The organism is Pararhodobacter sp. (genome assembly GCF_036802785.1).
GTDB lineage: Bacteria > Pseudomonadota > Alphaproteobacteria > Rhodobacterales > Rhodobacteraceae > Pararhodobacter.
On record NZ_DAIRVN010000016.1, the window covers coordinates 46,447 to 71,726 of the forward strand.

General features: G+C 64.2%; 24 protein-coding genes and 1 tRNA gene. 11 read left to right on the top strand and 14 right to left on the bottom strand.

Features of this window, described 5'->3' with window-relative positions; genetic code table 11:
• The first annotated feature begins 38 nt into the window (after nucleotides 1–38).
• Nucleotides 39–1,403: a formimidoylglutamate deiminase gene (locus V7Q53_RS08050; protein ID WP_333828016.1), complete on the top strand. Its 1,365-nt coding sequence runs from the start codon at nucleotides 39–41 to the stop codon at nucleotides 1,401–1,403.
• Entirely contained in the window at nucleotides 1,400–2,092 is a 693-nt protein-coding gene (locus V7Q53_RS08055; RefSeq protein WP_333828017.1) for a UTRA domain-containing protein, read from the top strand. Before V7Q53_RS08050 ends, V7Q53_RS08055 begins: the two co-directional genes overlap by 4 nt.
• Before the next feature lie 112 nt (nucleotides 2,093–2,204).
• Here the strand turns inward: V7Q53_RS08055 and phoB are convergent, their stop codons facing one another.
• The 4 genes from phoB to V7Q53_RS08075 form a co-directional block, all read right to left on the bottom strand.
• On the bottom strand, nucleotides 2,205–2,897 hold the full coding sequence (phoB, locus tag V7Q53_RS08060; RefSeq protein ID WP_333828018.1) for a phosphate regulon transcriptional regulator PhoB: 693 nt from the start codon (nucleotides 2,895–2,897) through the stop codon (nucleotides 2,205–2,207).
• A gap of 3 nt (nucleotides 2,898–2,900) precedes the next feature.
• Nucleotides 2,901–3,620: a phosphate signaling complex protein PhoU gene (phoU, locus tag V7Q53_RS08065; protein ID WP_333828019.1), complete on the bottom strand. Its 720-nt coding sequence runs from the start codon at nucleotides 3,618–3,620 to the stop codon at nucleotides 2,901–2,903.
• Between the two features lie 64 nt (nucleotides 3,621–3,684).
• Nucleotides 3,685–4,809: an ATP-binding protein gene (locus V7Q53_RS08070; RefSeq protein ID WP_333828020.1), complete on the bottom strand. Its 1,125-nt coding sequence runs from the start codon at nucleotides 4,807–4,809 to the stop codon at nucleotides 3,685–3,687.
• Between the two features lie 196 nt (nucleotides 4,810–5,005).
• Nucleotides 5,006–5,455, bottom strand: coding sequence for a tellurite resistance TerB family protein (locus V7Q53_RS08075; RefSeq protein ID WP_333828021.1), 450 nt, complete (start codon nucleotides 5,453–5,455; stop codon nucleotides 5,006–5,008).
• 299 nt (nucleotides 5,456–5,754) lie between these two features.
• Here V7Q53_RS08075 and V7Q53_RS08080 point away from each other — a divergent pair, with 299 nt between their 5' ends.
• Nucleotides 5,755–6,306 carry a hypothetical protein gene (locus V7Q53_RS08080; protein ID WP_333828022.1) on the top strand — a complete coding sequence of 184 codons (552 nt, stop codon included), beginning with the start codon at nucleotides 5,755–5,757 and terminating at the stop codon, nucleotides 6,304–6,306.
• A 183-nt stretch (nucleotides 6,307–6,489) separates the two neighbouring features.
• Here the strand turns inward: V7Q53_RS08080 and V7Q53_RS08085 are convergent, their stop codons facing one another.
• The gene (locus V7Q53_RS08085; protein WP_333828023.1) at nucleotides 6,490–7,053 is read right to left on the bottom strand and encodes a hypothetical protein; all 564 of its coding nucleotides are present in this window, start codon (nucleotides 7,051–7,053) and stop codon (nucleotides 6,490–6,492) included.
• Between the two features lie 71 nt (nucleotides 7,054–7,124).
• Nucleotides 7,125–8,030, bottom strand: coding sequence for an FAD-dependent thymidylate synthase (gene thyX / locus V7Q53_RS08090; RefSeq protein ID WP_333828024.1), 906 nt, complete (start codon nucleotides 8,028–8,030; stop codon nucleotides 7,125–7,127).
• 81 nt (nucleotides 8,031–8,111) lie between these two features.
• Here thyX and V7Q53_RS08095 point away from each other — a divergent pair, with 81 nt between their 5' ends.
• Nucleotides 8,112–8,534 (top strand): VOC family protein, encoded by a 423-nt coding sequence (locus V7Q53_RS08095; RefSeq protein ID WP_333828025.1) that lies wholly within the window; start codon nucleotides 8,112–8,114, stop codon nucleotides 8,532–8,534.
• A 19-nt stretch (nucleotides 8,535–8,553) separates the two neighbouring features.
• On the opposite strand, the gene V7Q53_RS08100 is transcribed toward V7Q53_RS08095, so the two are convergent.
• Entirely contained in the window at nucleotides 8,554–8,760 is a 207-nt protein-coding gene (locus V7Q53_RS08100; protein ID WP_333828026.1) for a heavy-metal-associated domain-containing protein, read from the bottom strand.
• 305 nt (nucleotides 8,761–9,065) lie between these two features.
• Between V7Q53_RS08100 and V7Q53_RS08105 the strand changes: the two genes are divergently transcribed.
• Complete coding sequence (locus V7Q53_RS08105) at nucleotides 9,066–9,737, top strand: orotate phosphoribosyltransferase (RefSeq protein WP_333828027.1); 672 nt, start codon at nucleotides 9,066–9,068, stop codon at nucleotides 9,735–9,737.
• A gap of 310 nt (nucleotides 9,738–10,047) precedes the next feature.
• Nucleotides 10,048–11,535: a replicative DNA helicase gene (locus V7Q53_RS08110; protein WP_333828028.1), complete on the top strand. Its 1,488-nt coding sequence runs from the start codon at nucleotides 10,048–10,050 to the stop codon at nucleotides 11,533–11,535.
• 133 nt (nucleotides 11,536–11,668) lie between these two features.
• Here the strand turns inward: V7Q53_RS08110 and V7Q53_RS08115 are convergent.
• The 7 genes from V7Q53_RS08115 to V7Q53_RS08145 form a co-directional block, all read right to left on the bottom strand.
• Nucleotides 11,669–11,742, bottom strand: a tRNA-Gly gene (locus V7Q53_RS08115).
• 47 nt (nucleotides 11,743–11,789) lie between these two features.
• The gene (locus V7Q53_RS08120) at nucleotides 11,790–12,614 is read right to left on the bottom strand and encodes an ATP-binding cassette domain-containing protein (protein WP_333828029.1); all 825 of its coding nucleotides are present in this window, start codon (nucleotides 12,612–12,614) and stop codon (nucleotides 11,790–11,792) included.
• Nucleotides 12,607–13,479: an ABC transporter ATP-binding protein gene (locus tag V7Q53_RS08125; RefSeq protein ID WP_333828030.1), complete on the bottom strand. Its 873-nt coding sequence runs from the start codon at nucleotides 13,477–13,479 to the stop codon at nucleotides 12,607–12,609. The genes V7Q53_RS08120 and V7Q53_RS08125 overlap by 8 nt, the downstream gene beginning before the upstream one ends.
• Nucleotides 13,476–14,327, bottom strand: a complete 852-nt coding sequence (locus V7Q53_RS08130; protein WP_333828031.1) for an ABC transporter permease — start codon at nucleotides 14,325–14,327, stop codon at nucleotides 13,476–13,478. The genes V7Q53_RS08125 and V7Q53_RS08130 overlap by 4 nt, the downstream gene beginning before the upstream one ends.
• Nucleotides 14,320–15,327 carry an ABC transporter permease gene (locus tag V7Q53_RS08135; RefSeq protein ID WP_333828032.1) on the bottom strand — a complete coding sequence of 336 codons (1,008 nt, stop codon included), beginning with the start codon at nucleotides 15,325–15,327 and terminating at the stop codon, nucleotides 14,320–14,322. The genes V7Q53_RS08130 and V7Q53_RS08135 overlap by 8 nt, the downstream gene beginning before the upstream one ends.
• 48 nt (nucleotides 15,328–15,375) lie before the next feature.
• Nucleotides 15,376–16,899 carry an ABC transporter substrate-binding protein gene (locus tag V7Q53_RS08140; protein WP_333828033.1) on the bottom strand — a complete coding sequence of 508 codons (1,524 nt, stop codon included), beginning with the start codon at nucleotides 16,897–16,899 and terminating at the stop codon, nucleotides 15,376–15,378.
• 28 nt (nucleotides 16,900–16,927) lie between these two features.
• On the bottom strand, nucleotides 16,928–18,499 hold the full coding sequence (locus tag V7Q53_RS08145; protein WP_333828034.1) for a phytoene desaturase family protein: 1,572 nt from the start codon (nucleotides 18,497–18,499) through the stop codon (nucleotides 16,928–16,930).
• Nucleotides 18,500–18,620: 121 nt separating this feature from the next.
• Between V7Q53_RS08145 and V7Q53_RS08150 the strand changes: the two genes are divergently transcribed.
• From V7Q53_RS08150 to V7Q53_RS08170, 5 genes are read left to right on the top strand one after another with little or no spacing between them, the layout of a single operon-like run.
• Nucleotides 18,621–19,412: a cyclase family protein gene (locus V7Q53_RS08150; protein WP_333828035.1), complete on the top strand. Its 792-nt coding sequence runs from the start codon at nucleotides 18,621–18,623 to the stop codon at nucleotides 19,410–19,412.
• Nucleotides 19,413–19,417: 5 nt separating this feature from the next.
• Nucleotides 19,418–20,980 (top strand): phytoene desaturase family protein, encoded by a 1,563-nt coding sequence (locus V7Q53_RS08155; protein WP_333828036.1) that lies wholly within the window; start codon nucleotides 19,418–19,420, stop codon nucleotides 20,978–20,980.
• Nucleotides 20,977–21,459 (top strand): MarR family winged helix-turn-helix transcriptional regulator, encoded by a 483-nt coding sequence (locus V7Q53_RS08160; RefSeq protein ID WP_333828037.1) that lies wholly within the window; start codon nucleotides 20,977–20,979, stop codon nucleotides 21,457–21,459. Before V7Q53_RS08155 ends, V7Q53_RS08160 begins: the two co-directional genes overlap by 4 nt.
• Before the next feature lie 15 nt (nucleotides 21,460–21,474).
• Nucleotides 21,475–23,637 (top strand): indolepyruvate ferredoxin oxidoreductase subunit alpha, encoded by a 2,163-nt coding sequence (locus tag V7Q53_RS08165; RefSeq protein WP_333828038.1) that lies wholly within the window; start codon nucleotides 21,475–21,477, stop codon nucleotides 23,635–23,637.
• Nucleotides 23,634–25,187 carry an indolepyruvate oxidoreductase subunit beta family protein gene (locus V7Q53_RS08170; protein ID WP_333828039.1) on the top strand — a complete coding sequence of 518 codons (1,554 nt, stop codon included), beginning with the start codon at nucleotides 23,634–23,636 and terminating at the stop codon, nucleotides 25,185–25,187. Before V7Q53_RS08165 ends, V7Q53_RS08170 begins: the two co-directional genes overlap by 4 nt.
• The last annotated feature ends 93 nt before the right edge of the window (nucleotides 25,188–25,280 follow it).

Genomic DNA, 25,280 nt, shown 5'->3' on the forward strand with positions numbered 1-25,280 from the left:
TATGTATAGACTTATTTTTCAAGTCAACGGGGAATGCCATGATCAGGATCTGGGCGGAACAGGCACTTCTGGAAGGCGGATGGGCCAGCGATGTCACCCTCGCCATCGACGGCTGCAAGATCGCCGGGGTCAGCACGGGTACCCTGCCGGAGGCGGGCGCCACCCGGGTTGGCGCGCTGCTACCCGCGCCTGCCAACCTGCATTCCCATGCCTTCCAGCGCGCCATGGCCGGCCTGACCGAGCGGCGCGGGCCGGACCCGCGCGACAGTTTCTGGACATGGCGGCAGCTGATGTTCCGCTTCCTTGATCAGCTGACGCCCGATGACGTGCAGGCCATTGCCACCTTCGTGCAGATGGAGATGCTGGAGGCGGGTTATGCTGCGGTGGCCGAGTTCCACTATCTGCACCACGCGCCGGGCGGTGTGCCCTATGCCCGGCTGGCCGAGATGGCTGCGCGGATTGCGGCGGCGGCGGAGCAAAGCGGGATCGGCCTGACGCTGCTGCCGGTGCTGTATCAATACGGCGGCTGCGACAGGCGCGCGCTGGGGCCCGGGCAGATCCGCTTCGGCAATGACCCCGACCGCTTCGCGCGTCTGGTGGAAGAGGCCGGGCAGGCCCTGAGCACCCTGCCCGCTGACGCCCGCCTTGGCGTGGCCCCGCACAGCCTGCGCGCCGTCTCGCCCGAGGGGCTGGCGGCGGCCATCGCCCTGCGCCCGGATGCGCCGCTGCATATGCATCTGGCCGAGCAGGTCGCCGAGGTCGATGAGGTGCAGGCGGCATGGGGCGCGCGGCCGGTGGAATGGTTGCTGGCGCATGCGCAGGTCGATGCGCGCTGGTGCCTGATCCATTGCACCCAGATGGAGCGCCACGAGACGCTGGCGCTGGCGGCGACGGGCGCAGTGGCGGGGCTGTGCCCGATCACCGAATCCAGCCTGGGGGACGGCATCTTTGACGGCGTTGCCTGGACGGGCGCGGGCGGGAACTGGGGTATCGGTTCGGACAGCAACATCCGCATCACCCTGACCGAAGAGCTGCGCACGCTCGACTATTCCCAACGCCTGCGCGACCGCTCCCGCGCGGCGCTGGCCACGCCGGAAAAATCCACCGGGCGGGTGCTTTTTGAGGGCGCGGCGAAGGGCGGCGCACAGGCAGCGGCGCGCGATGCGGGCGTGATCGCGCCGGGCAGGCTGGCCGATCTGATGGCGCTGGATACAAGCCATGTCGATCTGGAGGGGCGCAGCGGCGATACGCTGCTTGACGCCTGCGTCTTTGCTGCCGATGATCGGGCGGTCAGCGATGTCTGGGCAGCCGGGCGTCATCTGGTCAGCGGAGGGGAGCATGTGCAGCGTCACGCCATCACCAGCGCTTACCGCGCCGTTCTCAGGCGGTTGACGGCGCTGTGATCGAAGGGTCTGTCACCTGGCAATCGCTCCGGGCGGAAGCGCTGCGCCGGATCAATGCGCGCGAATGGCCGCCGGGCAGCCAGATTCCGAATGAGGCGGATCTGGCGGCCGAATTCGGCTGTGCGCGGGCAACCGTGAACCGGGCTTTGCGCGATCTGGCGGAATCGGGCTATCTGGAGCGCCGGCGCAAGGGCGGCACCCGCGTGGCGCTGACCCCGGTGCGCAAGGCGACCTTTGAAATCCCGATCATCCGTCAGGATGTGGAGGGGCGCGGGCAGGACTATGGCTACCGGCTGTTGTCAGACCGGCTGGTGCCGCCACCGCCCCCGGTTTGCGCCGCGCTGAAACTGACGGGGGCAAAGCCGCTGCGGGCGCTGGAGGCGCTGCATCTGGCTGACGGGCAACCCTTTTGTCTGGAAAAACGCTGGATCAACCCTGCCTTCGCCGGGCCGGAGGTGCAGTTTGATACGCTCAGCGCCAATGAATGGCTGGTGCGGAACCTTGCGTTCTCAGGCGGGGGTTTCAGCTTTTACGCCACGCTCGCCGATGCGGAGCTGGCGGGGCTTCTGGCCTGTGAGCGCGGCGCCGCCTTGCTGGCGATCGACCGCACCACATTTTCGGATGCGCAGCCGATCACGGCGGTGACGCTGACCTATGCGCCGGGCTACCGGATGGTGACGGAGATCTGACAGGGCAGAGCGAAGGAAAATACGGCGCTGCGGTCCCGCCAGGACCTGCAACACCGTCCTTTCATGAGTTGCAGCCATCAGACGCGCGCCGGAACGACAGCCCCGGCCCCGCTCAGCCCATCGCATACCCGGCGCCGCGCACCGTGCGGATCGGATCATCGCCGCCGCGCGCGCAGAGCGCTTTGCGCAACCGGCCGATATGCACATCCACCGTGCGCGAGTCGACATAGATATCGCGGCCCCAGACCCTGTCCAGCAGTGCCTCGCGCGACCAGACGCGCCCGGCCTTCTCCATCAGCGCCGCCAGCAGGCGGAACTCGGTGGGGCCAAGATGCAGCTCCTGCCCCTGACGGTAGACGCGATGCGCCTCAGGGTCGAGGCGCAGATCGTTCACCTCCAACACCTGCCCGCTTTGCGCCGGGCGCACCCGGCGCAGGTTGGCGCGCACCCGCGCCAACAGCTCGTTGATCGAATACGGCTTGGTGATGTAGTCATCCGCCCCGGTTTCCAGCCCCCGGATGCGGTCACCCTCTTCGCTGCGCGCCGAGACCATGATCACGGCAGCATCGCGCGCTTCCGGGCGGGCCTTGATCTGGCGGCAAACCTCGATCCCCGACAGCCGCGGCAGCATCCAGTCCAGCAGAATGACATCCGGCGCCTCTTCGGCGATGACCAGCATCGCCTCTTCGCCGTCCCCCGCCGTGGCCACCCGGAAGCCGGAGGCCTCCAGATTGTAACTGAGCAGCGCGCGTTGCGCCGGTTCGTCATCGACCACCAGCACAAGCGGCATATCGGATTTGCGCATAATTCAGTCCTCGTCCCCCAACGCTACATCCAGCGTGGCCGTCGACGCCCCCTTGACGCGGTCGCCGGGCTTCTGGCCGGTGGCAAGATAAACCACCTGTTCAGCCGCCCCGGTAACCAGATCGCCCATCCGTTCGACATTCTTGGCGATGAAGGTGTAGTGCAGACAGGCGCTGATGATACGCGGATCTTCCATCATATGGGTGATGAATTCGCGGAACAGCGCATTGGTCATATGGTCGATCTCGGCATCGCGGGCAATCACATCCTCAGCCAGCGCCACGTCCTGACGGGCGAACGCATCGAGCATGTCCTTGAGCATCTGGCCCACCTGACGCGCCTGACGCCGGATCGCGGCACCGGCCCCCTCGATCTGCGGGCCCGAGGCCAGAACCGGCACGCGCTTGGCCATGTTCTTGGCGTAATCGCCCAGCCGCTCCAGATCGGCGGCCATCTTCATCACCGCGATCACCGCGCGCAGATCCTGCGCCTGCGGCTGGCGCAGCGCCAGAAGGCGGACGACCTGATGGTCGATGTCATCTTCCATCGCGTCGATCGCCTTGTCGCCCTGGACAACCTCGGCGGCCAGTTCCTCGTCGCGGCTTTCCAGCGCGCGCGAGGCAAGGGTGATCGCCTCTTCGACCCGCCCGCCCATGCCCAGGATCAGTTCCCGGATGCGGTTCAGATCTTCATCAAAGGCGGTGAGGGTATGCGGTTTGCTCATGGCTCAGACTTTCCGGTTTATACGATTCACCCTATGCGGGAGATATGACAATGACATGACGCACCTAGGCGCATGGCAGGAAAACGGTAAAGGTGCTGCCCTCTCCGCGCGCCGAGCGGATGGTAAGCTTGCCCCGGTGACGGCTGATGATGTGCTTGCAGATCGCCAACCCCAGCCCCGTGCCACCCATAGCGCGCGAGCGGTGGCCATCGACACGGTAGAAACGCTCGGTCAGGCGCGGCAGATGGATAGGGTCGATGCCGTCGCCGAAATCGCGCACACTGACGCGCAGCGCCGGGCCACTCATGCCGGGCACGGACTCGGCGCGCGCCATGACAATCTCGATCCGCCCGCCGTTGCCGCCGTATTTCACCGAGTTCTCGATCAGGTTGTGAAACACCTGCACCAGCTGATCGCGGTCACCGGGAATGGGGGCGGCATCAGGCAGATCGGTGAAATCCGCCCTGATCCCGGCATCCTCGATGATCGGGCGCAGCGCGGCCAGCGTGGCATGCAGCACCTCGGACAGCGACAGCGGCGCGCGCGGGCGCACCTTTTCCGAGCTTTCGACCTTGGACAGCGACAGAAGGTCACTCACCAGCCGGGTCATCCGCTGCGCCTCGCGCTCCATGATCGACAGGAAATTCTCGCGCGCGACCGGGTCATCCTTGGCCGGGCCGCGCAGGGTCTCGATGAAGCCCGCCAGCACCGTCAGGGGCGAGCGCATCTCATGGCTGACATTGGCAACAAAATCGCGGCGCTGCTGCTCGGCCTCTTCGACATGGCTGATATCATGGAAGAAAACCATCAACCCGGCGAAACCCACTTCGGGTGACAAGGGGGCGACGGTCAGTCGATAGATTGTCTCGGAGCTGGCGGTTGAGACGATCTTGCGCGCTTCGAACGGCCCCTTGGGCGCGGTGGGGTCGGACAGCCGGTTGAAACCGGCCTCAAGCACCGCCACGGTCTCGGGTTGGCGCAGATGGGCCAGCGCCTGCGTGCCCTCCAGCCCCGGCCCCAGCAGCTCGATGGCGGCGGGGTTGGCCAGCTCGATGCGCCGTTCGGCCCCGATCAGCAGCACGGGTTCGGGCAGCGCATCAAGAACCGCGCGCAATCGTGCCCGTTCTGCGGGCGCGGGCCTGCCCGGCAACCTGCCCTGCCCGCTGGTAGCGTCGCGCTGCTCGTTCATTCCGCCCCCGAATTGCCTGAAGCGCCCTGCCGGACCCTTGCCTCCCCGTGCCCGCCTGATGAAGCCCGGCCGGCCGCACCAGCCTGTCCGCAGAAGGGATATGACGCACATGCCAAGTCTTTGTAACATCTCCATGACAAAGCCAGGGCATAGTGCCCTGCTCCTGCTCCTCTGTCAGCAACCTGCGGGTCTGTCTTCAGGTATCCGAGGCCGGGGCGCGGGCCAGAACGCGGCGCCGGGCCTCGGCGCTGTCGCGGTCATCGACGGCGATCAGCGGGGCGAGGTGGCGCAGCAGCGCGTCTTCATGCGGGTCGCGGTGGTGATCGACCAGCACTACCTGCCAGAGCGCTTCAATCAGCGCCACCCGCTCCTCGTCCGTGAGCGCGGTCTTGACGACGCGGGTGAAGCGCACAAGGTCGGCGGCCTCTTCCTGCGCGGCCTCGGCCTGCTGGCGCAGGGCGGCGGGTTCCGTGAGGTCGAACATCCCGGTCAGCAGGGCATCGACGGCGTGACGGTCGTCGTCGTTGTAATGCCCGTCGGCGCGGGCCGCTTCCACCAGAAGCACAGCCACGGCAAGGTCAGGCGCAATGTCCCGGCTGGCAGCAGCGGGGGCGGGCCGGAAGAGGGATTTGAGCACGTCGATCATGGGAGCGTTATGGCGGATTGTGCGGGGGGAGGCAATTCGCGTCTTGGTGAGATGGCGGGGCATCCGGGCGCAGCTTTGTGTTCCGCGCGAGGCACGGGTGGCGCGCCGCGCAGGTCGCTGACCTCTTGTGCCGGAGGGCGCGGAACGGCCTGAAGACGCGGGGGAATACATCCGGTGCAGCGGTGCCGTCCTAATAAGAATGTGATCACGAATTAAGCGCGATTGGCCATCGCCATGGAACTATGTGCGGCCCGCCGGGTTTTTAATCCGTAACGACGATCAATCAGGAGAAAGACATTATGCTGAACAAGTTTCTCGCACTGACCGCGCTGACCGTCAGCCTTGGCGCCACCACCGCGATGGCACAGACCGTCGCGTCGCAGGGTGCCCTGCCGGTCGAATGGCAAGGGTCAATTGCCGAGGCATTCTACAGCGACTCCGCCTCGGAAACCCTGCGCACGGATGACGAGATCCGCGCCAACTGGGACGCGCTTGATGAGGCCGACCGCACGCAGGTCCGCAGCTATTGCGCCATGAACATGGATCAGGCCGGCGCAACCGGCGGCATGCAGACGCAGCAGGCCGGTGACCAGGTGGGTGAAACCGCGCAAATGGCCGATGAAGGCGCGACCACCGGCGTTTCGACGGCGACCGAGGCCCAGGACCAGCAGGGCCGGACGCAGCAGATGGGTGGCGGCGGCGCTGTCGCCGGTCAGATGTCCGGCACCGCTTCGGATCAGGCCGAAGACCAGCAGGGTGAGACCGAGCAGATGGGCGAAGGCGCAGCACCGATGGCAGGCGCACAAGCCGCGTCGGTTGCGCATATCTGCGACATGACTGCGACGATGTAAGATAATACGCGATTGGGGCAGAGGAAACTCTGCCCCGACGCGATTTCGTAATCGCTCTGCAAGCGCCTTTGAAGGCGTTTCTTTTGGTAAGTTATTGTACCGGCGGCTCAGTTTTATGCTTGGAATAGGCTCACACATGTTGCTGGGAGATAAGCAAGAAACCTGCTCTAATAATGTCAATATTCAAAACTGCGAGAATGATTTCCTTGTTTCACTAAGCCTTGCTCTGACGAAACCATGGGTGGCATTTGCAAGTTGATTGAGAAGAATATTGACGTCATAGATGTTGATTGGACCAATAAGAATCTTCTGCGGGCTAAGTACAATAATGGAGGTTTCGTCAAGCGCAAGATTAAGGCCATCATGCTCATGAGGATGCATGCTGGGTTGCGAATTTTCATTCCCCCTGATGTCGTATCCATGTTCATTTACATTCCTTACATGAAGCACAACTTTTAATTCTCTTAAAAAATGGCGCCGAAACTCTGGTTCAAGTTGCAAATCTGCATGGCCATGCTCGATAACTCTTCTAAGACGGATGACTTCAAAAATAAATTTATGCGCCAAAGAAGAAACACATTTCATCCCAGAAAATTCATCCTCGGCAAGCCTTCCGCTTACATCTCGGAAAGCAATAATACTTCCTTCATTCACAAAATCCGCCAACAACTCAAAACAATCAAGTGCTGAACGTAGCTTCATTTCAAATCGTTTAGAAACCGAAAGCTCTTCTGAGACTTCTTTCATTGGGTGACCTTTCACTTAAACTTGAACGATCTAACAAAGTGTTTTTATGCCGTAAACGCGGGGGATGGCTCTCACCCAATCACCCCCATAAACTCCCGCCACTCCCCCTTCGACATCCCCGAACTCTCCTGCGTCACCTCCTCACCCTTCAGCATCCGCCGGACGCAATCAATCCCCTTGGCAGAAAGGTTGACGCCGCCCATCCGGTAATCCTCGAACGCCGCATAGGCCAGCGGCACCCAGTCGGCCACCATGCTGGCGATTGCTTCGGCATAGACGCGGATCTCGTATTGTGCGTGGGCGTCGGCGCGCAGCCGCAAAAAGTGGAACAGGTTGTGCAGGTCGGTCTTCCAGTACCACTGGGTGTAGATGTTCATCGGCAGGTTCATCCGCGCCAGTTCCCGCGCCAGCCCCGCCTGCCCTTCCTGTGACAGCATCGCCTCATAGCTGTCATAGCTGCGCGAGGCGTCGTTCTTGAGCATCTCCAGTACGCGCACGGCCTCATCCCCTTCCAGCACCGCGCCGCGGCCCTGATTGTTGATGCTCGATTGCGCGGCAAGCTGTTCGGGTTCTGGAATATAGAACTCGCGGTCCAGAATCGAATAACGGGCCGAGTATTCGTTCACATTGGCGGTGCGGTGGCGGATCCACTGGCGGGCGACAAAGACCGGCAGTTTCACATGCAGCTTGATCTCGCACATCTCGAACGGGGTGGAGTGCCAGTGGCGCATCAGGTAGCGGATCAGCCCTTCATCGTTCTGCACATGCTTGGTGCCCGCCCCGTAGCTGACGCGGGCAGCCTGCACGATGGCGCTGTCATCGCCCATATAGTCGATGGCGCGGACAAAGCCGTGATCCAGCACCGGATGGGCGCGGTAGAGATGTTTCTCCATCCCCTCGGACACCGCGCGCAGCGTGGGCCGGGCGCGGGCGCGCAGGTGATCGATTTCGGCTTGCTGTTCGGGGCTGAGGGGCATGTTCTGTCCTTACGTCTGCGGGGCGGGTTGCGGGCCGCCGGTTTGGCGCTATTTTGGGGTCTATAGCAAGGGAGACGCAAGATGCGATATCTGCATACGATGGTCCGGGTGAAGGATCTTGAGGCCTCGATGGCCTTTTACCGGCTTCTGGGGCTGGAAGAGGTGCGTCGCCATGAAAGCGAACAGGGCCGCTTCAGCCTGATCTTCATGGCGCCGCCGGGCCAGCCGGAATGCCCGGTGGAACTGACCTATAACTGGGACGGCGATGAGGGCCTGCCCTCGGACAGCCGCCATTTCGGGCATCTGGCCTATGAGGTGGAGGATATCTACGCCGCCTGCCAGCATCTGATGGACAACGGTGTGGTCATCAACCGCCCCCCGCGCGACGGGCGCATGGCCTTTGTGCGCTCGCCGGACAACGTGTCGGTGGAGCTGTTGCAGAAGGGCGACGCGCAAGCACCGGCCGAGCCCTGGGCCTCGATGGGCAACACCGGGCACTGGTGAGCGCGCAGACAGGCAGGCGTTAACCGGCGGCGGGGCTGGCGGGGAAGCCGATACGTTCGAGGACGGCGATGACCGGCGCAGGGTCGGTGACCGGCAGGGTGATCTGGCGGGCCGCCATGTCGAACACCGGGACCAGCCCCAGCGGTGCCAAAGCGGCGGTGATGCTGGCGCGGCAATGGCCACAGCTCATGTCAGGGATGTGGAGGGTCAGGGCAGTGTCAGGCATCCGGTGCTCCTTGACGCAGAAGACCGCATGGGAATGCTGCGGCGCGACGGCGGTGTCAAGGCCAGGAAAAGCAGGAAAGGGGGCTTTGCCCCCTCTTGGCCTGCGGCCAATTCTCCGGCCTCGCCATGGGCTCGGCGCTCAAAGCTGGGGCCTTGCACTGGAAGGCCCCCGAGACGCCGCTCACCCCCCGCGTATTTCCGGCTAGATGAAAGGGGGCGGATTTTCCCGTTCCGGCGCCGGGTGATTGCACGGATCGCCGAAAGGCGCTAAGCCGCGCGCGCCCCTTCCAGAACCGGAGCTTTCCCATGATCCCCGCCAGCTATCCTGACCGCGCCACCGTCGCCCGCCTGACCGCCCGCATGCTGCTGGACATCAAGGCGGTGCATTTCAACGCGACGGAGCCTTTTACCTTTGCCTCCGGGATGGAGGCGCCCACCTATATCGACTGCCGCAAGCTGATCAGCTTCGCGCGCATCCGCTCCACCCTGATGGATTTCCTGACCTGTCGCGTGCTGGAAGATGCGGGTTTTGAGGCCTTCGACAATATCGCAGGCGGCGAGACGGCGGGCATTCCCTTTGCCGCGCTGGTGGCCGAGCGCATGGCGCTGCCGATGACCTATGTGCGCAAGAAACCCAAGGGCTACGGGCGCAATGCACGCATCGAGGGCGCGATGTCTGAGGGGCAGCGGGTGCTGCTGGTCGAGGATCTGACAACCGATGGCGGCTCAAAGCTGAGCTTCGTCGATGCGATCCGTGAAACCGGGGCGGAGTGTGCGCATACGGCGGTGATTTTCTACTACGGCATTTTCCCTGAAACCGAGCCCCGGCTGGCGGAACACGGGGTCAGGCTGCATTACCTGTGCACCTGGTGGGATGTTCTGGCCGAAGCCCGGCGCGGCGAAGATTTCGACGCGGCCACGCTGGATGCCGTGGAAGGCTTCCTGAACGCCCCGCGCGGCTGGCAGCCGCCCGCCTGACGACCGGGCGCCTGAATTTCGCGCGGGAGCCGGCGGGACGCGGCGAAAATGCGCGCACGAAATATGGGGTGATTTTCCGGCCGATCCGCGATATCTTGCTGTTTGCGGGTTATCCCCAGGTTATCCACAGGTTAACCACAGGGTTACTCAGATTGCGCTAACGGGCCGTCTTTGGCATAGAGGTGCCTTCGGGTGCTTTCCCTGTCGGGTTCTCATTGGCGCCGCCCCTGCCGAAAGGCGATGGCCGGGGCATTGCAGGCTATTTGGCAACCCCTCGGCAAGATCAGACAACCAGAGGATCGAAGCGTACATGAACGAGATCACAGCCCTTCGAACCGCCACCCCTGCCACGTCAGAGCCTGACTCGCTGCCCCATAACATCGAGGCCGAGCAGCAGCTTCTGGGCGCGATCCTGACCAATAATGATATCTACGACCGCATCTCAAGCCTGATCAAGGCCGAGCATTTCTTTGACCCGGTCCACCAGCGCATTTTTGAGATTGCCGCCGCGCGCATCCTGAAAAACGCGCTCGCCTCGCCGGTGACGCTCAAGGCCTTCATGGAAGATGATTCGGGCCTGAGGGAACTGGGCGGCCCGGCCTATCTGGCGCGGATCGCGGGGGCAGCGATTTCGGCCTATGCGGCGCGCGATTACGCCCAGATGATCTATGATCTGGCCGTCCGGCGTGACCTGATCCAGTTGGGCCGCGACATTGCCGCGCGCGCCGCCCAGGTCGATGTGGACAGCGAACCCAAGGAACAGATCACCGACGCCGAGCAGAAGCTTTACAAGCTGGGCGAACAGGGGGTGGCCGAGCGTGGCTTCCAGTCGTTCCTCAAGGCGGTGACCGAAGCGGTGAATGTCGCCAATGCCGCCTATCAGCGCGACGGCGGGCTGGCGGGCATTTCCACCGGGCTGGTCGATCTGGACAAGAAGCTGGGCGGGCTGCATCCCTCGGACCTTATTATCCTCGCCGGGCGCCCCTCGATGGGGAAAACCTCGCTCGCCACCAATATCGCCTTCAACATCGCCAAGGCCTGGAAGCGCGGCCTGCGCCCTGACGGCAATGAGGGCACGGTGAATGGCGGTGTGGTCGGCTTCTTCTCGCTGGAGATGTCGGCCGAACAGCTGGCGGCGCGGATCCTTTCTGAGGCCTCCGAAGTGCCGTCAGAGCAGATCCGGCGCGGCGACATGACCGAGCAGGAATTCCGCCGCTTCGTCGAGGCCGCCAAATCGCTTGAGGCCTGTCCGCTTTTCATTGATGACACCCCCGCGCTGCCGATCAGTCAGGTGGCGGCGCGCGCCCGCCGGCTCAAGCGCACGCAGGGTCTGGATGTGCTGATGGTGGATTATCTTCAGCTTCTGAAGGGGTCCAGCAAGGAGAACCGGGTGCAGGAGGTCAGCGAGATCACGCAGGGCCTCAAGGCCATCGCCAAAGAACTGAACATCCCGGTGATCGCGCTTTCCCAGCTGTCACGTCAGGTCGAAAGCCGCGAAGACAAGCGCCCGCAACTGTCTGACCTGCGCGAATCCGGTTCGATCGAGCAGGATGCGGATGTGGTGATGTTCGTCTACCGCGATGAATACTACCGCGAGCGCGAGAAGCCGGGCGATCATGACCTTGAAGGCATGGCGAAATGGCAGGAGATCATGGAAAAGGTCCATGGCAAGGCCGAGGTGATCATCGGCAAGCAACGCCACGGCCCCATCGGCACCATCGAGCTCAGCTTCGAGGGCCGCTTCACCCGCTTCGGCAATCTGGTGCAGGCCTGGCAACAAGGCAGCGAGGGGCGCTGACCGCCCCCTTTCATCTGTTCAGAAATATCCCGGGGGTGAGGCCGAAGGCCGGGGGGGCTGGCCCCCCTGCCCGCGCGCAACCTGTGCGGCGCTGGCATGTTCAGCAAGGGTTCACGCAAAGGGGAAGAAGGGCTGGAGCGGGTAGCGGGAATCGAACCCGCACCATCAGCTTGGAAGGCTGAGGCGCTACCATTACACCATACCCGCCCAGTGCCCCCCGAATACCCAATCCCGCCTGCCGGGGCAAGAGGGGTTCAGCCCGCTGTTATGCCCGCCGTTATGCTCCATGGCTGGTCCGGGTCCGGCAGCGGAATGGAGTCGAGCAGTGCGCGGGTATAGGCGGCTTCGGGCGCGGCAAAGAGGGCGTCGCTTGCGCGGTGTTCGACAATACGGCCCTGATGCAGCACCATGACCGTGCCGCAAAGCCGCCGGATCACGCTCAGATCATGGCTGATGAAGGCGAGTGTCAGGCCCAGATCGCGCACCAGATCGGCCAGCAGCTTCAGCACCTGCGCCTGACTGGACACATCCAGCCCTGAGACAATCTCATCGGCCAGAATGAACTCCGGCTCAATGGCGATGGCGCGCGCGATGCCCACCCGCTGGCGCTGGCCGCCTGACAGTTCATGCGGATAGCGGTTGCGAAAAGTGCGCGGCAGGCCGACATGGTCAAGCGCCTGATCGACGCGCGCGGAAACCCGGTCAAACCCGTGCAGTTGCAGTGGCCCTGCGATGATGCCTGCCACCGTGCGGCGCGGATTGAGCGATGACATCGGGTCCTGAAAGATCATCTGGAAGCGGCGGCGCAGCGGGCGCAGGGCATCCTCACCCAGATGGGTGATGTCCTGCCCGTCAAACAGCACCTGCCCTTGCGAGGCTTCCAGCAGCCGCACCAGCACGCGGCCGAGCGTCGATTTGCCCGACCCTGAGCCACCGACAATCCCCAGCACCTCGCCGCGTTTGATCGAAAACGACAGCCCGTGCAGAATGTCGATGCGCGGCGCCGCACCGAAGAGCGGTTTGTTCACCATATCTGCCAGCGACAGATGCATGTCGGTGACGGTGTAAAGATCAGCCATGGCGCCAACCCTTGTCTGCAAGTGCCACCTCGTCGCGCACGGCGGTGATGACGGCCTCCGGCACCGGGTTCAACCCGGCCCCGGGGTCGGTATATTTCGGCGTCGCGGCCAGAAGGGCGCGCGAATAGGCGTGCTGGGGCTCGCGGAAGAAATCGCGCACCGGGCTTTGCTCCACCACCAGCCCGCCATAGAGCACCGCCAGCGACGAACAGACCTTGGACACCACGCCCAGATCATGCGTGACGAACAGCAGCGCCGTGCCGTGACGCGCCTGCATTCCGGCGATCAGGTGCAGGATCTGCTTCTGCACCGTCACATCCAGCGCGGTCGTGGGTTCATCGGCGATGATCAGCTTTGGCTCGGCGGCAAAGGCGGAGGCGATCAGCACCCGCTGCCGCATCCCGCCGGACAGCTCATGCGGATAGCTGCGCATCACGCGCGCCGGGTCAGGGATATGCACCTCGCCCAGCAGTTCCAGCGCGCGGGCCTGCGCATCGGTGCGCTTCCAGCCCAGAATGTCCACCAGCCGGTCGGTGATCTGCGGCCCCACGCGGCGCGAGGGGTTCAGCGCCGTGAGCGGATCTTGCGGGATCAGCGCGGCGGTGGCGCCGATCTTGCGGCGACGGTCCGAGGGGCGCAGTTTCAGCAGGTCCACGCCCTCCAGCCAGATCTCGCCCTCGACCACCTCGACCGAGCGCGGCAAAATCCCCAGCACCGCCTTGCCGATCATTGACTTGCCCGCACCGGACTCACCCACCAGCCCGCGCACTTCGCCCGCTTCCACGTCCAGCGAGACCGAGCGCAGCAAGCGCGGCCCGCCCTTGAGCACCAGCGACAGGTTGCGGATCGACAAAAACGCGCTCATCGCAGCACCGGATCGAAGCGGTCTTTCAGCCCTTCGCCCAGCTGGCTGAAGCTGAGGACGGTCAGAAACAGCGTGGCCAGCGGGAAGACCAGCACCCACCACGCCTGATGGACCGAAGTGCGCCCCTCGGCGATCATGCCGCCCCATGTCGGTGAATCGGTCGAGATCGACAGGTTCACAAAACTCAGGATCGCCTCAACAATCACCGCAATCCCCATTTCCAGCGTCAGCAGCACCACGATAGTGGGCAGGACATTGGGCAATATCTCGGTCAGCATGGTGCAAAAGCGGCGTTGCCCTGCCACGCGGGCCGAGGCCACATAATCCATCGCGCCCTGCGCCATGGCCTCGGCGCGCACCACCCGGGCAAAGCGCGTCCAGTCGATGACGATGATCGCCACCACGACCGAGGTAAGGCCGGTGCCCATCACCGCGATCAGCAGAATGGCGAAAAGAACCGGCGGGAACGCCATCCAGATATCCACAAGCCGCGAGATCACCAGATCGGCCCATCCCCGGTAATACCCTGCGATCAGCCCCAGCATGGCCCCCACCAGCGCCGTGGCCGTCCCCGCGATCAGCGCCACGATCAGCGCAACCCGCGCGCCATGCATGATCCGGCTGAGCACATCGCGGCCCAGAGAGTCCGTGCCCAGCCAATAGCCCGGCTCGGACCCCGCCATCCAGAACGGCGGCAGGCGCGAGGTGAAGAGGTCTTGCTCCAGCGGGTTATGCGGGGCCAGCCACGGCGCGAAAAGTGCCGCCACCACCAGCAGCGTCAACCACCCGCCCGGCAGCCACAACCGCAGGCCAAGGCGACGCTTGATCATCCCGCGCGCGTCAAGCATGGCGCAACCTCGGGTTCAGCAGGGCATAGAGCATATCGACGAACAGGTTCACGGCGGTGAACAGCAACGCGAACAGGATCACGATGCCCTGTATCAGCGGCAGATCACGGTTGATCACCGCATCAATCGCCATGTTGCCCAGCCCTTCATAGGAAAACAGCCGCTCAATGATCACCGTGCCGCCAATCAGAAAGGTGAACTGCACGCCGATCAGTGTCAGCGTCGGCAGCACCGCATTCGGCAGCGCCTCACGCAATATCACATGGTTCTCGCCATAGCCCTTGGTGCGCGACAGGGTCACATAATCCAGATGCATGGTTTCCTTGAGGCTTTGCTTCAGCAACTGCCCGATGATCGCCGCCAGCGGGATCGCCAAGGCCAGAGCGGGCATGAACATATGGCTGACCAGATCGCGCCAGAGGTCAAAACGCAGCCGCAGTACGCTTTCAAACAGGTAGAAATTCGTTGAAAACTCGGACGTTAACTGCGGCGAGATGCGGCCTGAGATGTGGAACACCGGCCACAGCACCCCGAACAGCAATATCAGCACCAGCCCCCACAGGAAATCCGGCACCGACAGCGCCATGCCATTGGTGACGTCAATCGCGCCTTCCGTTCGGGTACCGCGCAGCCGCGTGCCGGTCAGCGCCATCAACCCACCCAGTGCGGTGGCGATCACCAGCGCCATGATCGACAGCTCCAGCGTGGCGGGCAGCCGGTTCAGCACCAGCCGCAGCACCGGCTGGCGCGACTGGATGGAGGTGCCGAAATCACCCTGCACCACGCCGGAAAGCCAGATGAAATACTGCTGCAGGATGGACTTGTCGAAACCATAGAGCGCGCGAAGGCGTGTGATATCGGCCTCGGTCGCCCCGGGCGGCAGCATCATGGCGATGGGGTTGCCGGGCACCACACGGATGGTGACGAAAACGACGACCGACACGCCCGCGAGCGTGATCAGCGTGGTGACAAGCCGGGTGAGGATACGTTGCAAAATCATCTTTTGGTTCCGCCCCGGCCCGCGTTCAACGGGCCGGGGCTGCCTGCTTCAGGCGCGGGTCATCAGATGCGGCAGCAGCGAGCCGGAGGCATGCGGCGTCACGCGCACCCCCTCGGCATGCACGATGGGCTGCACATACTGCAGCAGCGGCAGCACATAGGCGTTCTCGGCGATATAGCGGCTCACGTCTTTCCAACCCTGAATGCGCACCTCTTCATCGGCCTCACCCCACAAGGGCACGATCTTCTCGATCAGATCCTCGCTGTCCCAGACCGAATGGGGGCTGGGGCCGAACATGGCAAACCCGGTCGAGGTGGTGGGGTCGCCCACCGAATTGCCCCAGTTGTAGAAGGCCGCCGGCGCCAGTTCATCCGCCGCGCGCAGCTCAAAATGGCGGGCGATCTCATAGACTTCGATCTCGGCCTCGATCCCCACACGGCGCCACATGCCGACAATCGCCTGGATCATCTCATAATCCTTGGGCTTGTAGCCGCGCGTGGTCTGGATGGTGAAGCGCACCGGGTTTTCCGGCGAATAGCCCGAGGCCGCCAGCAGTTCGCGCGCCAGATCAGGGTCATAGGCCACTTCGATCGTCGGATCAAACGCCAGGTATTCGGGCGTCTCCAGCGTATGCAGTGCCACGCCATAGCCTGATAGCAGCCGGTCGATGATCAGTTGCTTGTCCACCGCATGCACGGCGGCCTTGCGAACATTCTCATCCAGCATCACGTCGATATCGTTGAAGAAGATCATCGCGATATCAGAGATCGGCGCATGCGTACCCGTCAGACCGGCGCGAGCGCTCAGGCGGTCGTATTCCTCATAGGGCACTTCCAGCGTCACATGGCTGTTGCCCGATTCCACTTCGGCCACGCGGCTGGCGGCATCGGTGACAAAGCGGATGGTGACGGTCTCGAATTCGGGCACGCCGTTCCAGTAATCCGGGTTGGCTTTCAGCCGCACAAAGGCGTTGCGCTCATATTGCTCAACCATATAGGGGCCGGTGCCGATGGGCGCGGCTTCAAAGCCATCCGCGCCGACACGCTCATAATAATCCTTGGGCAGGACATAGCCGGTCAGGAAATACATCCATTTGAAGATCGTCGGATCGAACTGCGCGACATCGGCGATCACCCGGTTGCCCTCAACACGGTGGTTGGCCAGCGTACCCCAGACGAACTGGATGGGGTTGCCGGTGGCCTCGTCGGCGGCGCGGGCCAGCGACCAGCGCACATCTTCGGCGGTAAAGTCCGAGCCGTCATGCCATTTGACACCCTCGCGCACTTCCATCCAGACCTGCGTGTTGTCCTCGTTCCAGCCCCAGTCGGTCAGCAGGCCCGGCGCGGGCGACAGGTCAGGCTGTTGCAGGATGAACTGGTCGAACACCGACTGGTAGAGGCCCTGAATGGTGGGGTTGACCGCCGAGGGGCCCACCGTGGGGTCCCAGCTGGGCAGGTTGACGTTATAGGCGATCACCAGCTCGTCGATGGCCTGGGCGAGCACAGGCTTGGCAAATGTCAGCGCGACCGAGGCCGCGGACATCTTCAGAATGCTTCTGCGTGACAGTTTCATGGATAGTCTCCCGGTTGGTTGTATGATCTCAGTTGCCCGCCAGTTTACGGGCGAGATGGTATCCGGCCCCTGCCCCGGTGCCCGCGCCGGGCCAGACGGCGGCGCCGGTCAGGTGCAGCTTGCCGATGGGGGTGGAGCCGTCGGCATGGCCACGCGCCGGGCGGAACAGGAAGTTCTGCGCCAGATGGTGGCTGCCACAGACCTGATCGCCACCCACAAGGTTGGGGTTCTCGGCTTCCAGCTCTGAGGGCGGGACGATGCGCTGGCCAAGGATCTTTGCCCTCGTATCCGGCGCGTAGCGTTCCAGAATATCGAGCGCGCGTTCCGCCATGGGCGCGGTGGCCCCGGCCCAGTCGGTCGCGGTGATGGTGCCGCCCGCATCGCCCTTGATCACGCCCGGCACCATGCGGACCTGCAACCAGAGCACATGCTTGCCCTCCGGCGCGCGCGAGGGGTCAACGACCGTGGGCTGGCCCGCCACGATCACCGGCTCATCGGGCAAAAGCCCGGCTTTCGCCTGCGCATAGGTGCGCGCCATCTGGTCCAACGAGGGGGCGAGATGGACATAGGCGAAGCTTTTCAGTTCTTCCCCCGCCGCCCAGTCCGGCAGGCTGTCAAGCGCGAGGTGGATCATCATGGTGCCCGGCGCATGGTCAAAGCCGGTCATGGCACTGTCAAAACCTGCGTTGCCGGTGCCGCCGGTCAGCCGCACAAGCGCTCTGGGCGCAACATTGGCGATCACGGCCTTGCGCGCGGTGATCCGGCGACCATCCGCCAGCTCAACGCCCGTCGCCTGCCCGCCATCGTGCAGGATGCGCGCCACCGGGGCGTTGCATTCCACGGTGCCGCCGCGCGCCTCCACCTCAGCCTGCATGGCGCGGATGATCGTATCCGCCCCGCCCTTGCCGATGATCATGCCAAAGCTCTGCCCGGCCATCGCTTCCAAATACGGAAACAGCGCGCCGCCCGCGATATCGGGGGCGAAATCCAGATGCAGGCCCCAGGCGCCAAGCATGGCTTGCAGATGGGCCGATTCAAAGGTCTGACCCAGCCAGTCACGCGGCGTCTGCAGCAAAAAGCGGCCCAGATCCAGCGCGCCACCAACGCCCCGCTTGCGCCAGAGGCGGAACAGGAACCCGGCCAATGCATGATTTCGCATGGGACTACCCAGCAGCGCGAAGATCTGCTCGGCCTCACCGGGGAACGCGGCCAGCAGCCGGTTCCATGTTTCGGCATCTGTGGCTGAGAAGGCGCGGATGCGCGCTGTGGTGGCCTCAGCATCCGTGCAGACACCCAGCCACCTGCCATCCGGAAAGGCGCTGGCGAAGGGCTTGCTGACCGGCACAAATTCCAGCCCGCGCGCGCTCAGCGAATCGCCATATGCCTTAAAAAACGCCGATCCGGCGAAAAGCGACAAGTTCATCGCCGCCCAGTCATGGCGAAAGCCGGGAAGTGTGTATGCGCCGGTGCGCACCGCGCCGCCCGCTTCACCGGCTTGCTCAAAAACGGCGACCGACCAGCCCTTTGCTGCCAGATGAAGCGCACAGGCGAGGCTGTTGTGCCCCGCCCCTATGATCACCGCATCGACGCTTTGATTCATTGTTGCGTCTCCCTGTTGAAAAAATTACTTGCATATACATTCAAACCTGTCCAGCATAATTTCAGGCTCAAAATGTTCGTCGGGACTGCCCGGCGTGGCATCAACTTCAGGGAGACTTGTGATGACTTCAGCCCAGACCCTTCAGTCCCTCGGCGCAGCGCTGCTCAGCGGGGATGTCGAGGTGGTGGATTGCACCGGAACCCTCGGCCCGAACACGCCGATCCTGCAACTGCCGCCTGATTTTGCCAAGAACACCCCAAAGGTCGAAATTCACAAGATCTCGGAATACGACAAGGACGGCCCGTTCTTTGCCTGGAACTGGATGGTGCTGGGTGAGCATACCGGCACCCATTTCGACGCGCCGCACCACTGGATCACCGGAAAGGACCATGCCGACGGTTATACCGACAAGCTGAAGATCCAGCGCGTGGTCGCCCCGGTCAATGTTCTCGATTTCTCGAAAGAGGCCGAAGCAGACGCCGATTTCCTGCTGACGCCCGAGCATATCAAGGCATGGGAAGCCGAGCATGGCGCGATCCAGAAGGGTGAATGGGTGGTGATGCGCACCGACTGGGACAAACGCGCCGACAGTCAGGACAGCTTCCTCAATGCCGATGAAAACGGCCCGCACTCCCCCGGGCCGACGCCCGAGGCGGTGGAATATCTGCTCAGCAAAGGCATCGTCGGCTGGGGCACGCAGTGCATCGGCACCGATGCGGGCGCGGCTGGCGGCATGAACCCGCCCTATCCGGCGCATAACTTCCTGCACCGCGACAACTGCTTCGGGCTGGCGTCGCTGGCCAATCTGGACAAGCTGCCCGCCAAGGGCGCGATCCTGATCGCGGCGCCGCTGAAGATCGAGAACGGCACCGGCTCCCCCATCCGGGCGCTGGCGCTGGTGCCGAAGGGCTGAGCAAAATGGCGGTCGATCACCTCATCATCGGGTCGGGCATCAACGCCCTTGTTGCGGCAGCGATGCTGGCGCGCAAGGGCAAGCGGGTGTTGGTGCTGGAGCGCGAGGCCGTCGCCGGCGGCTGCATGCGCACCGAGGAATGCACCCTGCCCGGCTTTCGCCATGACGTGATGGCCGCCACCTTTGTTCTGTTCCTGACATCTCCGGCCCATGCGGAACTGGGCGCCGATCTGGCGCGGCATGGGCTGGAATTCTGTCACACGAAGCACCCCACCGCCGTGCTTCGCTCTGACGGCGCGGCGCTGGTGCTGGAAACCGACCGCGCCGCGAATGTGGCCGCGTTCAATGCCTTGGCTGCGGGCGACGGTGACTGGCACGCGCGTGATGTCGGCGGTATCGAGGCGGACGCGCCGTTTCTCTTTGGCCTTCTGGGCGGCAAGCTCTGGTCATGGCCCACGCTGAAACTGGTCTTCGGGCAAGCGCGCAAGCGCGGCCTTCAGGGGCTGGCGGCGTGGTTCGGATCAGCCCTGACCCCGGCGCGGGGCTGGCTGGAAACCACCTATCAATCGCCGCTGGTGCAAGCGCTCTGGGCGCCCTGGACCCTGCACACCGGCCTGACGCCGGAAAGCACCTATTCAGGCCAGATGGGCAAGGTGATTGCCTTTGCTTTGGAGGCTGCGGGCGCGCCGGTGGTCAAGGGCGGATCGGCGGCGGCGGTGGGGGCATTTGCTTCGCTGATCACCGAGAAGGGCGGCGAGATCCGCACCAATGCCGATGTCGAGCGTATTCTGGTCGAGGATGGCAAGGTCACCGGCGTGCGGCTGACCACGGGCGAAGAGATCATGGCGGGTTCGGTGCTGGCCTCGGTCGCGCCGGGCCAGCTTTTTGGCCGCCTGCTGGACCATCTGCACCTGCCTGACGACAAAGCCGCCGCGCAGACCTACCGCCACGGGCGCGGCAATTTCCAGCTGCATTTCGCGCTCGACAGGCAGCCCGAATGGCTGACCCCGGGGCTGGACGATGTGGCGCTGATCCATCTGGCGGACAGCATCGATTCGGTGTCGAAATCGGCCAACGAGGCCGAGCGCGGCATGTTCCCCGAAACGCCAACCATCTGCGTGGGCCAACCCCACCGGCTTGACCCGACGCGCGCGCCCGAGGGCAAGGCGGTGCTCTGGCTGCAAATCCCCGATGCGCCGCGCGTGATCAAGGGCGATGCGGCAGGTGAGATCACGGGCCGCGAATGGGATGAGGCCACGCGTGAGGCTTTCGCCGACCGGATCGAGGCCATTCTTGCCCGCCATATCAAGGATTTCAGCGCCATCAAACTGGCCCGGCGCGCCTATTCCCCTGCCGATCTGGCGGCGATGAACGTGAACCTTGTCGGCGGTGACCCCTATGGCGGGGCCTGCTCGATCGATCAGTTCTTCCTCTGGCGGCCTTTCCCGCAGTCGGGCAAGGGCGGGATGAAAGTGCGCGGCCTCATCCATATCGGTGCCTCCACCCATCCCGGCCCCGGCCTTGGCGGCGGTTCGGGCTTTCTGGCGGCGAAGGGGCTGGGCGCATGAATGACCTCTCGCCGCATACCGAGACCGGCCCGCCCCGTCTGGGCGAGATCGGCCTGAACAATTTCGCGCCCTATCTGATGAACCGCATCATGGGCCGCTACAACAATTCTCTGCGCGCCGAGATGGCAGCCCTTGGCCTGACCACGCCGAAGATGCGCGCGCTGGCGGTGTTGTCGGTGATCGACGGCATCCAGATCCGGCAACTGGCGGTCTATGCGGTGACCGAGCAATCAACGCTGAGCCGCGCACTGGATGCGCTGGCGAATGAGGGGCTGGTGCGCCGCATGCCGGACCTCAACGACAGCCGCGCCACGCGCATTCATATCACCCCTGAGGGCCGCGCCGCGTTTGACCGCCTCTGGCCGCATATGTCGGAAACCTATGCGCAGATGTTCCAGGGGATCGATGACGAGGAAAAGCGCGCCTTCGTGCGCACGCTGCAAACCATCCTCGGCAACATCCGCAAACACGATTTCTGAGAAACGGAAGACACCATGGCCGAAAGATCCTTCAAGAAGGAAGTTGAGCACCTCAAGCTGGGCGATGGGGAAACCTTTACCGGCGAGGGCATTCTGGCCATCACCAAGGCATTGCTGGAATGCGGCGTGGGCTATGTCGGCGGCTATCAGGGCGCGCCGATCAGCCATCTGATGGATGTGCTGGCCGATGCCGAGGAAATACTGGGCGAACTGGGTGTGCGGTTCGAGGCGAATGCGTCAGAGGCTGCGGCGGCGGCGATGCTGGCGGCTTCGGTCCATTATCCCATCCGCGGGGCAGTGACGTTCAAGGGGCCGGTGGGTGTCAATGTGGCGTCTGACGCGCTGGCGAACCTTGCGTCGTCCGGCGTGACGGGCGGCGCGCTGGTCATCGTGGGCGAGGATTACGGCGAAGGCTCCTCGATCATGCAGGAGCGCAGCCATGCTTTTGCGATGAAATCGCAGTTCTGGATGCTGGACCCGCGCCCCAACCTGCCCTGCATCGTCAAGGCGGTGGAACAGGGGTTTGAGCTGTCCGAGGCCTCGAACACGCCGGTGATGCTGATGGTGCGCATCCGCTCCTGCCACGTCACCGGCCAGTTCCAGACCCGCGCCAACAAGCGCCCGCCGTTGACGGTGCGCGAGGCCCTGTCAAACCCGCGCCGCGATGTCTCGCGCATCGTCCTGCCGCCGATGAGCTACTTGCAGGAGCATGACAAGATCAACAACCGCTGGCCCGCCGCGATGAAATACATCCGCGAACATGGCCTGAACGAGGTTTTCGGGCCAGAGAAAGCGCCCATCGGCATTGTCTGTCAGGGCGGCATGTATAACGGCGTGATCCGCGCCTTGCAGCGGCTGGGGCTGGCCGATATCCACGGCAAGACCGAGGTGCCGATCTATTGCCTGAACGTCACCTATCCCATTGTCACCGAAGAGTTTTCCGAGTTCTGCGCAGGCAAGGATGCCGTTCTGGTGGTGGAAGAGGGGCAGCCCGAGTTCATCGAGCAGCAACTCGGCAGCCTGATGTTCCGCGCCGCCAGCACCACCAAGCTGCACGGCAAGGATGTGTTCCCCATGGCGGGCGAATACACCGGCCAGATCATGCTCGACGGGATTGAGGGTTTCCTGCGCAAGGCAGCCCCCCAATACCTGCCCGCACAGGTCCGCGCCCCCAACGCGCCCGCGCTGGTCATTCCGGACCTGTCGAAAACCGTCCCCATCCGCCCGCCCGGTTTCTGCACCGGCTGCCCGGAACGCCCCATCTTTGCCGCCATGAAGCTGGTGCAGGAGGAACTGGGCGAGCACCAGATTTCCGCCGATATCGGCTGCCACCTCTTCGCCTCGCTGCCGCCGTTCAATATCGGCGGCGCCACCATGGGTTACGGCCTCGGCCCGGCCTCGAACGGGGCGTTTGACGGCGGGGGTGAGCGGCGCGCGATCGCGGTGATCGGTGACGGGGGGTTCTGGCACAACGGGTTGTCCTCCTCCATCGGCAACATGGTGTTCAACAAGGCCGACAGCGTGGTGGTCATCGTCGACAACTACTATTCGGCGGCCACCGGCGGGCAGGATATCCTGTCCTCGCGCGCGAATAATGACACCAAATCCACCGGCAATCCGATTGAAAAGGCCCTGCGCGGCGTGGGCGTCGAATGGGTGCGCCAGATCGACCGCACCTATGATGTCAAACGCATGCGCGACACGCTGCACGAGGCGCTGACGACGGATTACAAGGGGCCCAAGGTGATCGTGGCCTCGTCGGAATGCATGCTCAACAAGCAACGCCGCGAGAAGCCGCTGGTGGCCAAGGCCATCAAGGAAGGCCGCCGGGTGGAAAAGCCGCGCTTTGGCGTGGATGAGGATATCTGCACCGGCGATCACGCCTGCATCCGTCTGTCCGGCTGTCCGTCCTTGAGCCTGAAGCGCCTTGATGACCCGCTGCGCGATGACCCCGTCGCCAGCATCGACCAGACCTGCGTGGGTTGCGGCAACTGCGGCGAGGTCGCCGATGCCGCCGTGCTCTGCCCCTCGTTCTATGAGGCGCGGGTGGTGCACAACCCCTCAGGCCTTGAGCAACGGATGAATCGCTGGCGGCAGGGCATCATCCATTGGCTGCAGGCGCGGCGCGACCGCAAACGCCTGTCGTTTGACGCAATTCACGGGGTGGCAGCAGAATGAACGAGCATGTTCAGGGGCTTGACCCCCGCAAGCGCGACGCGCGGATGGATACGATCATCAAGCTGGCGGTCATGGCCGTGGGCGGCCAGGGCGGCGGCGTGCTGTCCGGCTGGATCGAATCGGTGGCGCGGGCCAATGGCTATGCGGTGCAGGCCACCTCGGTCGCCGGGGTGGCGCAGCGCACGGGCGCGACGATCTATTATCTGGAAATGGCGCCGATGGCGGGCGGCGTGCCGGTCTTCTCGCTGGCCCCCGCTGCGGGCGATGTCGATATCCTGATCGCCGCCGAGATGATGGAGGCCGGGCGCGCCATCCTGCGCGGGTTTGTCACGCCCGACCGCACCACGCTGATCGCCTCCACCCACCGCTCGCTGGCGGTCAGCGAAAAGATGGCGCCGGGCGACGGAATCGCCAATGCCGATGAGGTTGAACGCGCCGCCGAAGTGGCCGCGCAACAGCTGATCATGTTCGACATGGAGGCGATGGCGGTGGGCGCAGGCTCGGTCATCTCATCCTCGCTCTTTGGTGCGCTGGCGGGTTCCGGCGCGCTGCCCTTCCCGCGCGAAAGCTTTGAGGAGGCGATCCGCGCCTCAGGCCGGGGTGTGGAAGCCTCGCTGAGGGCCTTCACGCAGGGCTATGAGGCCGCGCGCGGCACGGGCCTGCCTGCCGCCCTGCCAGAGGCCACCGCGCCCGCCCCGCTTCCCGCGCCGCTCTCGCCGGAAACGCTGGCCCGCGACTGGGAAGCCCTCGAATCCCGCGCCGCCGCCCTGCCCGAAGCGGCCCGTTCTATGGCACTGGCCGGGCTGCGTAAGGTCGTCGATTTTCAGGACATCGCCTATGGAAGCGACTACCTGAACCGGCTGGAACAGGTGCTGGCGCTGGACAGCGCTGAAAAGGGCCATGAACTCACCATCGAGGCCGCAAAATACATCGCCAATGCGATGGCCTATGATGACATGATCCGCGTCGCCGACCGCAAGACCCGCCCCGCCCGCTTCCGGCGCATCCGCGCCGAGATGGGGGTGAATGACACGCGCATCCTGCAGCTGACCGAATACACCCATCCCCGCGCCGTCGAGGTGGTCTCGCTGTTCCCCGCCCGCCTTGGCCGCTGGACCGAGGCACGGCCGCGCCTGATGGGCTGGATCGACCGGCGGGTGAACAAGGGGCGGCGGCTGCGTTCGGACAGCCTGCGCCATTTCCTGCAACTTTACCTGCTTGGCGGGCTGAAGGGCTGGCGGCGGCGCACATTGCGCCATGCCGTCGAAACCGCGCATCTGGAGCATTGGCTGCAAACGGCGATGGCGCATGCCCGGGCCGATTATGCCTTCGGCGTGGAAACCCTGCGCCTGCAACGGCTTGTCAAAGGCTATTCAGACACCCATGCCCGTGGCCTGTCAAAATTCGGCCGCGCGCTTGAGGGCGCCGCGCTCGTCGCCGGGCGCGCGGATGCCGCCGACTGGACCCGCCGCCTGCGCGAAGCGGCACTGAAAGACGAAGAAGGCACAGCGCTCGATGGCGCCATCGGCACGATCCGCTCGTTCCTCTGACACAGCACCCTTCCCGCAAAGGAAAGGGGCACCGGACCCGCCCCTTCATCTTGCCAAAAATACGCTGGGGGGTGAATTGGCGCAGCCAAGAGG

What these genes read in the sequence shown, in the direction of transcription:
- V7Q53_RS08050 (WP_333828016.1), top strand. Translation starts at nt 39, where the DNA reads ATGATCAGGATCTGGGCGGAACAGGCACTTCTGGAAGGCGGATGGGCC.
- thyX (WP_333828024.1), bottom strand. Translation starts at nt 8,030, where the DNA reads ATGCCCCTCAGCCCCGAACAGCAAGCCGAAATCGATCACCTGCGCGCC.
- V7Q53_RS08140 (WP_333828033.1), bottom strand. Translation starts at nt 16,899, where the DNA reads ATGAAACTGTCACGCAGAAGCATTCTGAAGATGTCCGCGGCCTCGGTC.
- V7Q53_RS08160 (WP_333828037.1), top strand. Translation starts at nt 20,977, where the DNA reads ATGAATGACCTCTCGCCGCATACCGAGACCGGCCCGCCCCGTCTGGGC.
- V7Q53_RS08110 (WP_333828028.1), top strand. Translation starts at nt 10,048, where the DNA reads ATGAACGAGATCACAGCCCTTCGAACCGCCACCCCTGCCACGTCAGAG.
- V7Q53_RS08170 (WP_333828039.1), top strand. Translation starts at nt 23,634, where the DNA reads ATGAACGAGCATGTTCAGGGGCTTGACCCCCGCAAGCGCGACGCGCGG.
- phoU (WP_333828019.1), bottom strand. Translation starts at nt 3,620, where the DNA reads ATGAGCAAACCGCATACCCTCACCGCCTTTGATGAAGATCTGAACCGC.
- V7Q53_RS08145 (WP_333828034.1), bottom strand. Translation starts at nt 18,499, where the DNA reads ATGAATCAAAGCGTCGATGCGGTGATCATAGGGGCGGGGCACAACAGC.
- V7Q53_RS08125 (WP_333828030.1), bottom strand. Translation starts at nt 13,479, where the DNA reads ATGAGCGCGTTTTTGTCGATCCGCAACCTGTCGCTGGTGCTCAAGGGC.
- V7Q53_RS08120 (WP_333828029.1), bottom strand. Translation starts at nt 12,614, where the DNA reads ATGGCTGATCTTTACACCGTCACCGACATGCATCTGTCGCTGGCAGAT.
- V7Q53_RS08100 (WP_333828026.1), bottom strand. Translation starts at nt 8,760, where the DNA reads ATGCCTGACACTGCCCTGACCCTCCACATCCCTGACATGAGCTGTGGC.
- V7Q53_RS08085 (WP_333828023.1), bottom strand. Translation starts at nt 7,053, where the DNA reads ATGAAAGAAGTCTCAGAAGAGCTTTCGGTTTCTAAACGATTTGAAATG.
- V7Q53_RS08165 (WP_333828038.1), top strand. Translation starts at nt 21,475, where the DNA reads ATGGCCGAAAGATCCTTCAAGAAGGAAGTTGAGCACCTCAAGCTGGGC.
- V7Q53_RS08075 (WP_333828021.1), bottom strand. Translation starts at nt 5,455, where the DNA reads ATGATCGACGTGCTCAAATCCCTCTTCCGGCCCGCCCCCGCTGCTGCC.
- V7Q53_RS08105 (WP_333828027.1), top strand. Translation starts at nt 9,066, where the DNA reads ATGATCCCCGCCAGCTATCCTGACCGCGCCACCGTCGCCCGCCTGACC.
- V7Q53_RS08135 (WP_333828032.1), bottom strand. Translation starts at nt 15,327, where the DNA reads ATGATTTTGCAACGTATCCTCACCCGGCTTGTCACCACGCTGATCACG.
- V7Q53_RS08130 (WP_333828031.1), bottom strand. Translation starts at nt 14,327, where the DNA reads ATGCTTGACGCGCGCGGGATGATCAAGCGTCGCCTTGGCCTGCGGTTG.
- phoB (WP_333828018.1), bottom strand. Translation starts at nt 2,897, where the DNA reads ATGCGCAAATCCGATATGCCGCTTGTGCTGGTGGTCGATGACGAACCG.
- V7Q53_RS08095 (WP_333828025.1), top strand. Translation starts at nt 8,112, where the DNA reads ATGCGATATCTGCATACGATGGTCCGGGTGAAGGATCTTGAGGCCTCG.
- V7Q53_RS08150 (WP_333828035.1), top strand. Translation starts at nt 18,621, where the DNA reads ATGACTTCAGCCCAGACCCTTCAGTCCCTCGGCGCAGCGCTGCTCAGC.
- V7Q53_RS08155 (WP_333828036.1), top strand. Translation starts at nt 19,418, where the DNA reads ATGGCGGTCGATCACCTCATCATCGGGTCGGGCATCAACGCCCTTGTT.
- V7Q53_RS08080 (WP_333828022.1), top strand. Translation starts at nt 5,755, where the DNA reads ATGCTGAACAAGTTTCTCGCACTGACCGCGCTGACCGTCAGCCTTGGC.
- V7Q53_RS08070 (WP_333828020.1), bottom strand. Translation starts at nt 4,809, where the DNA reads ATGAACGAGCAGCGCGACGCTACCAGCGGGCAGGGCAGGTTGCCGGGC.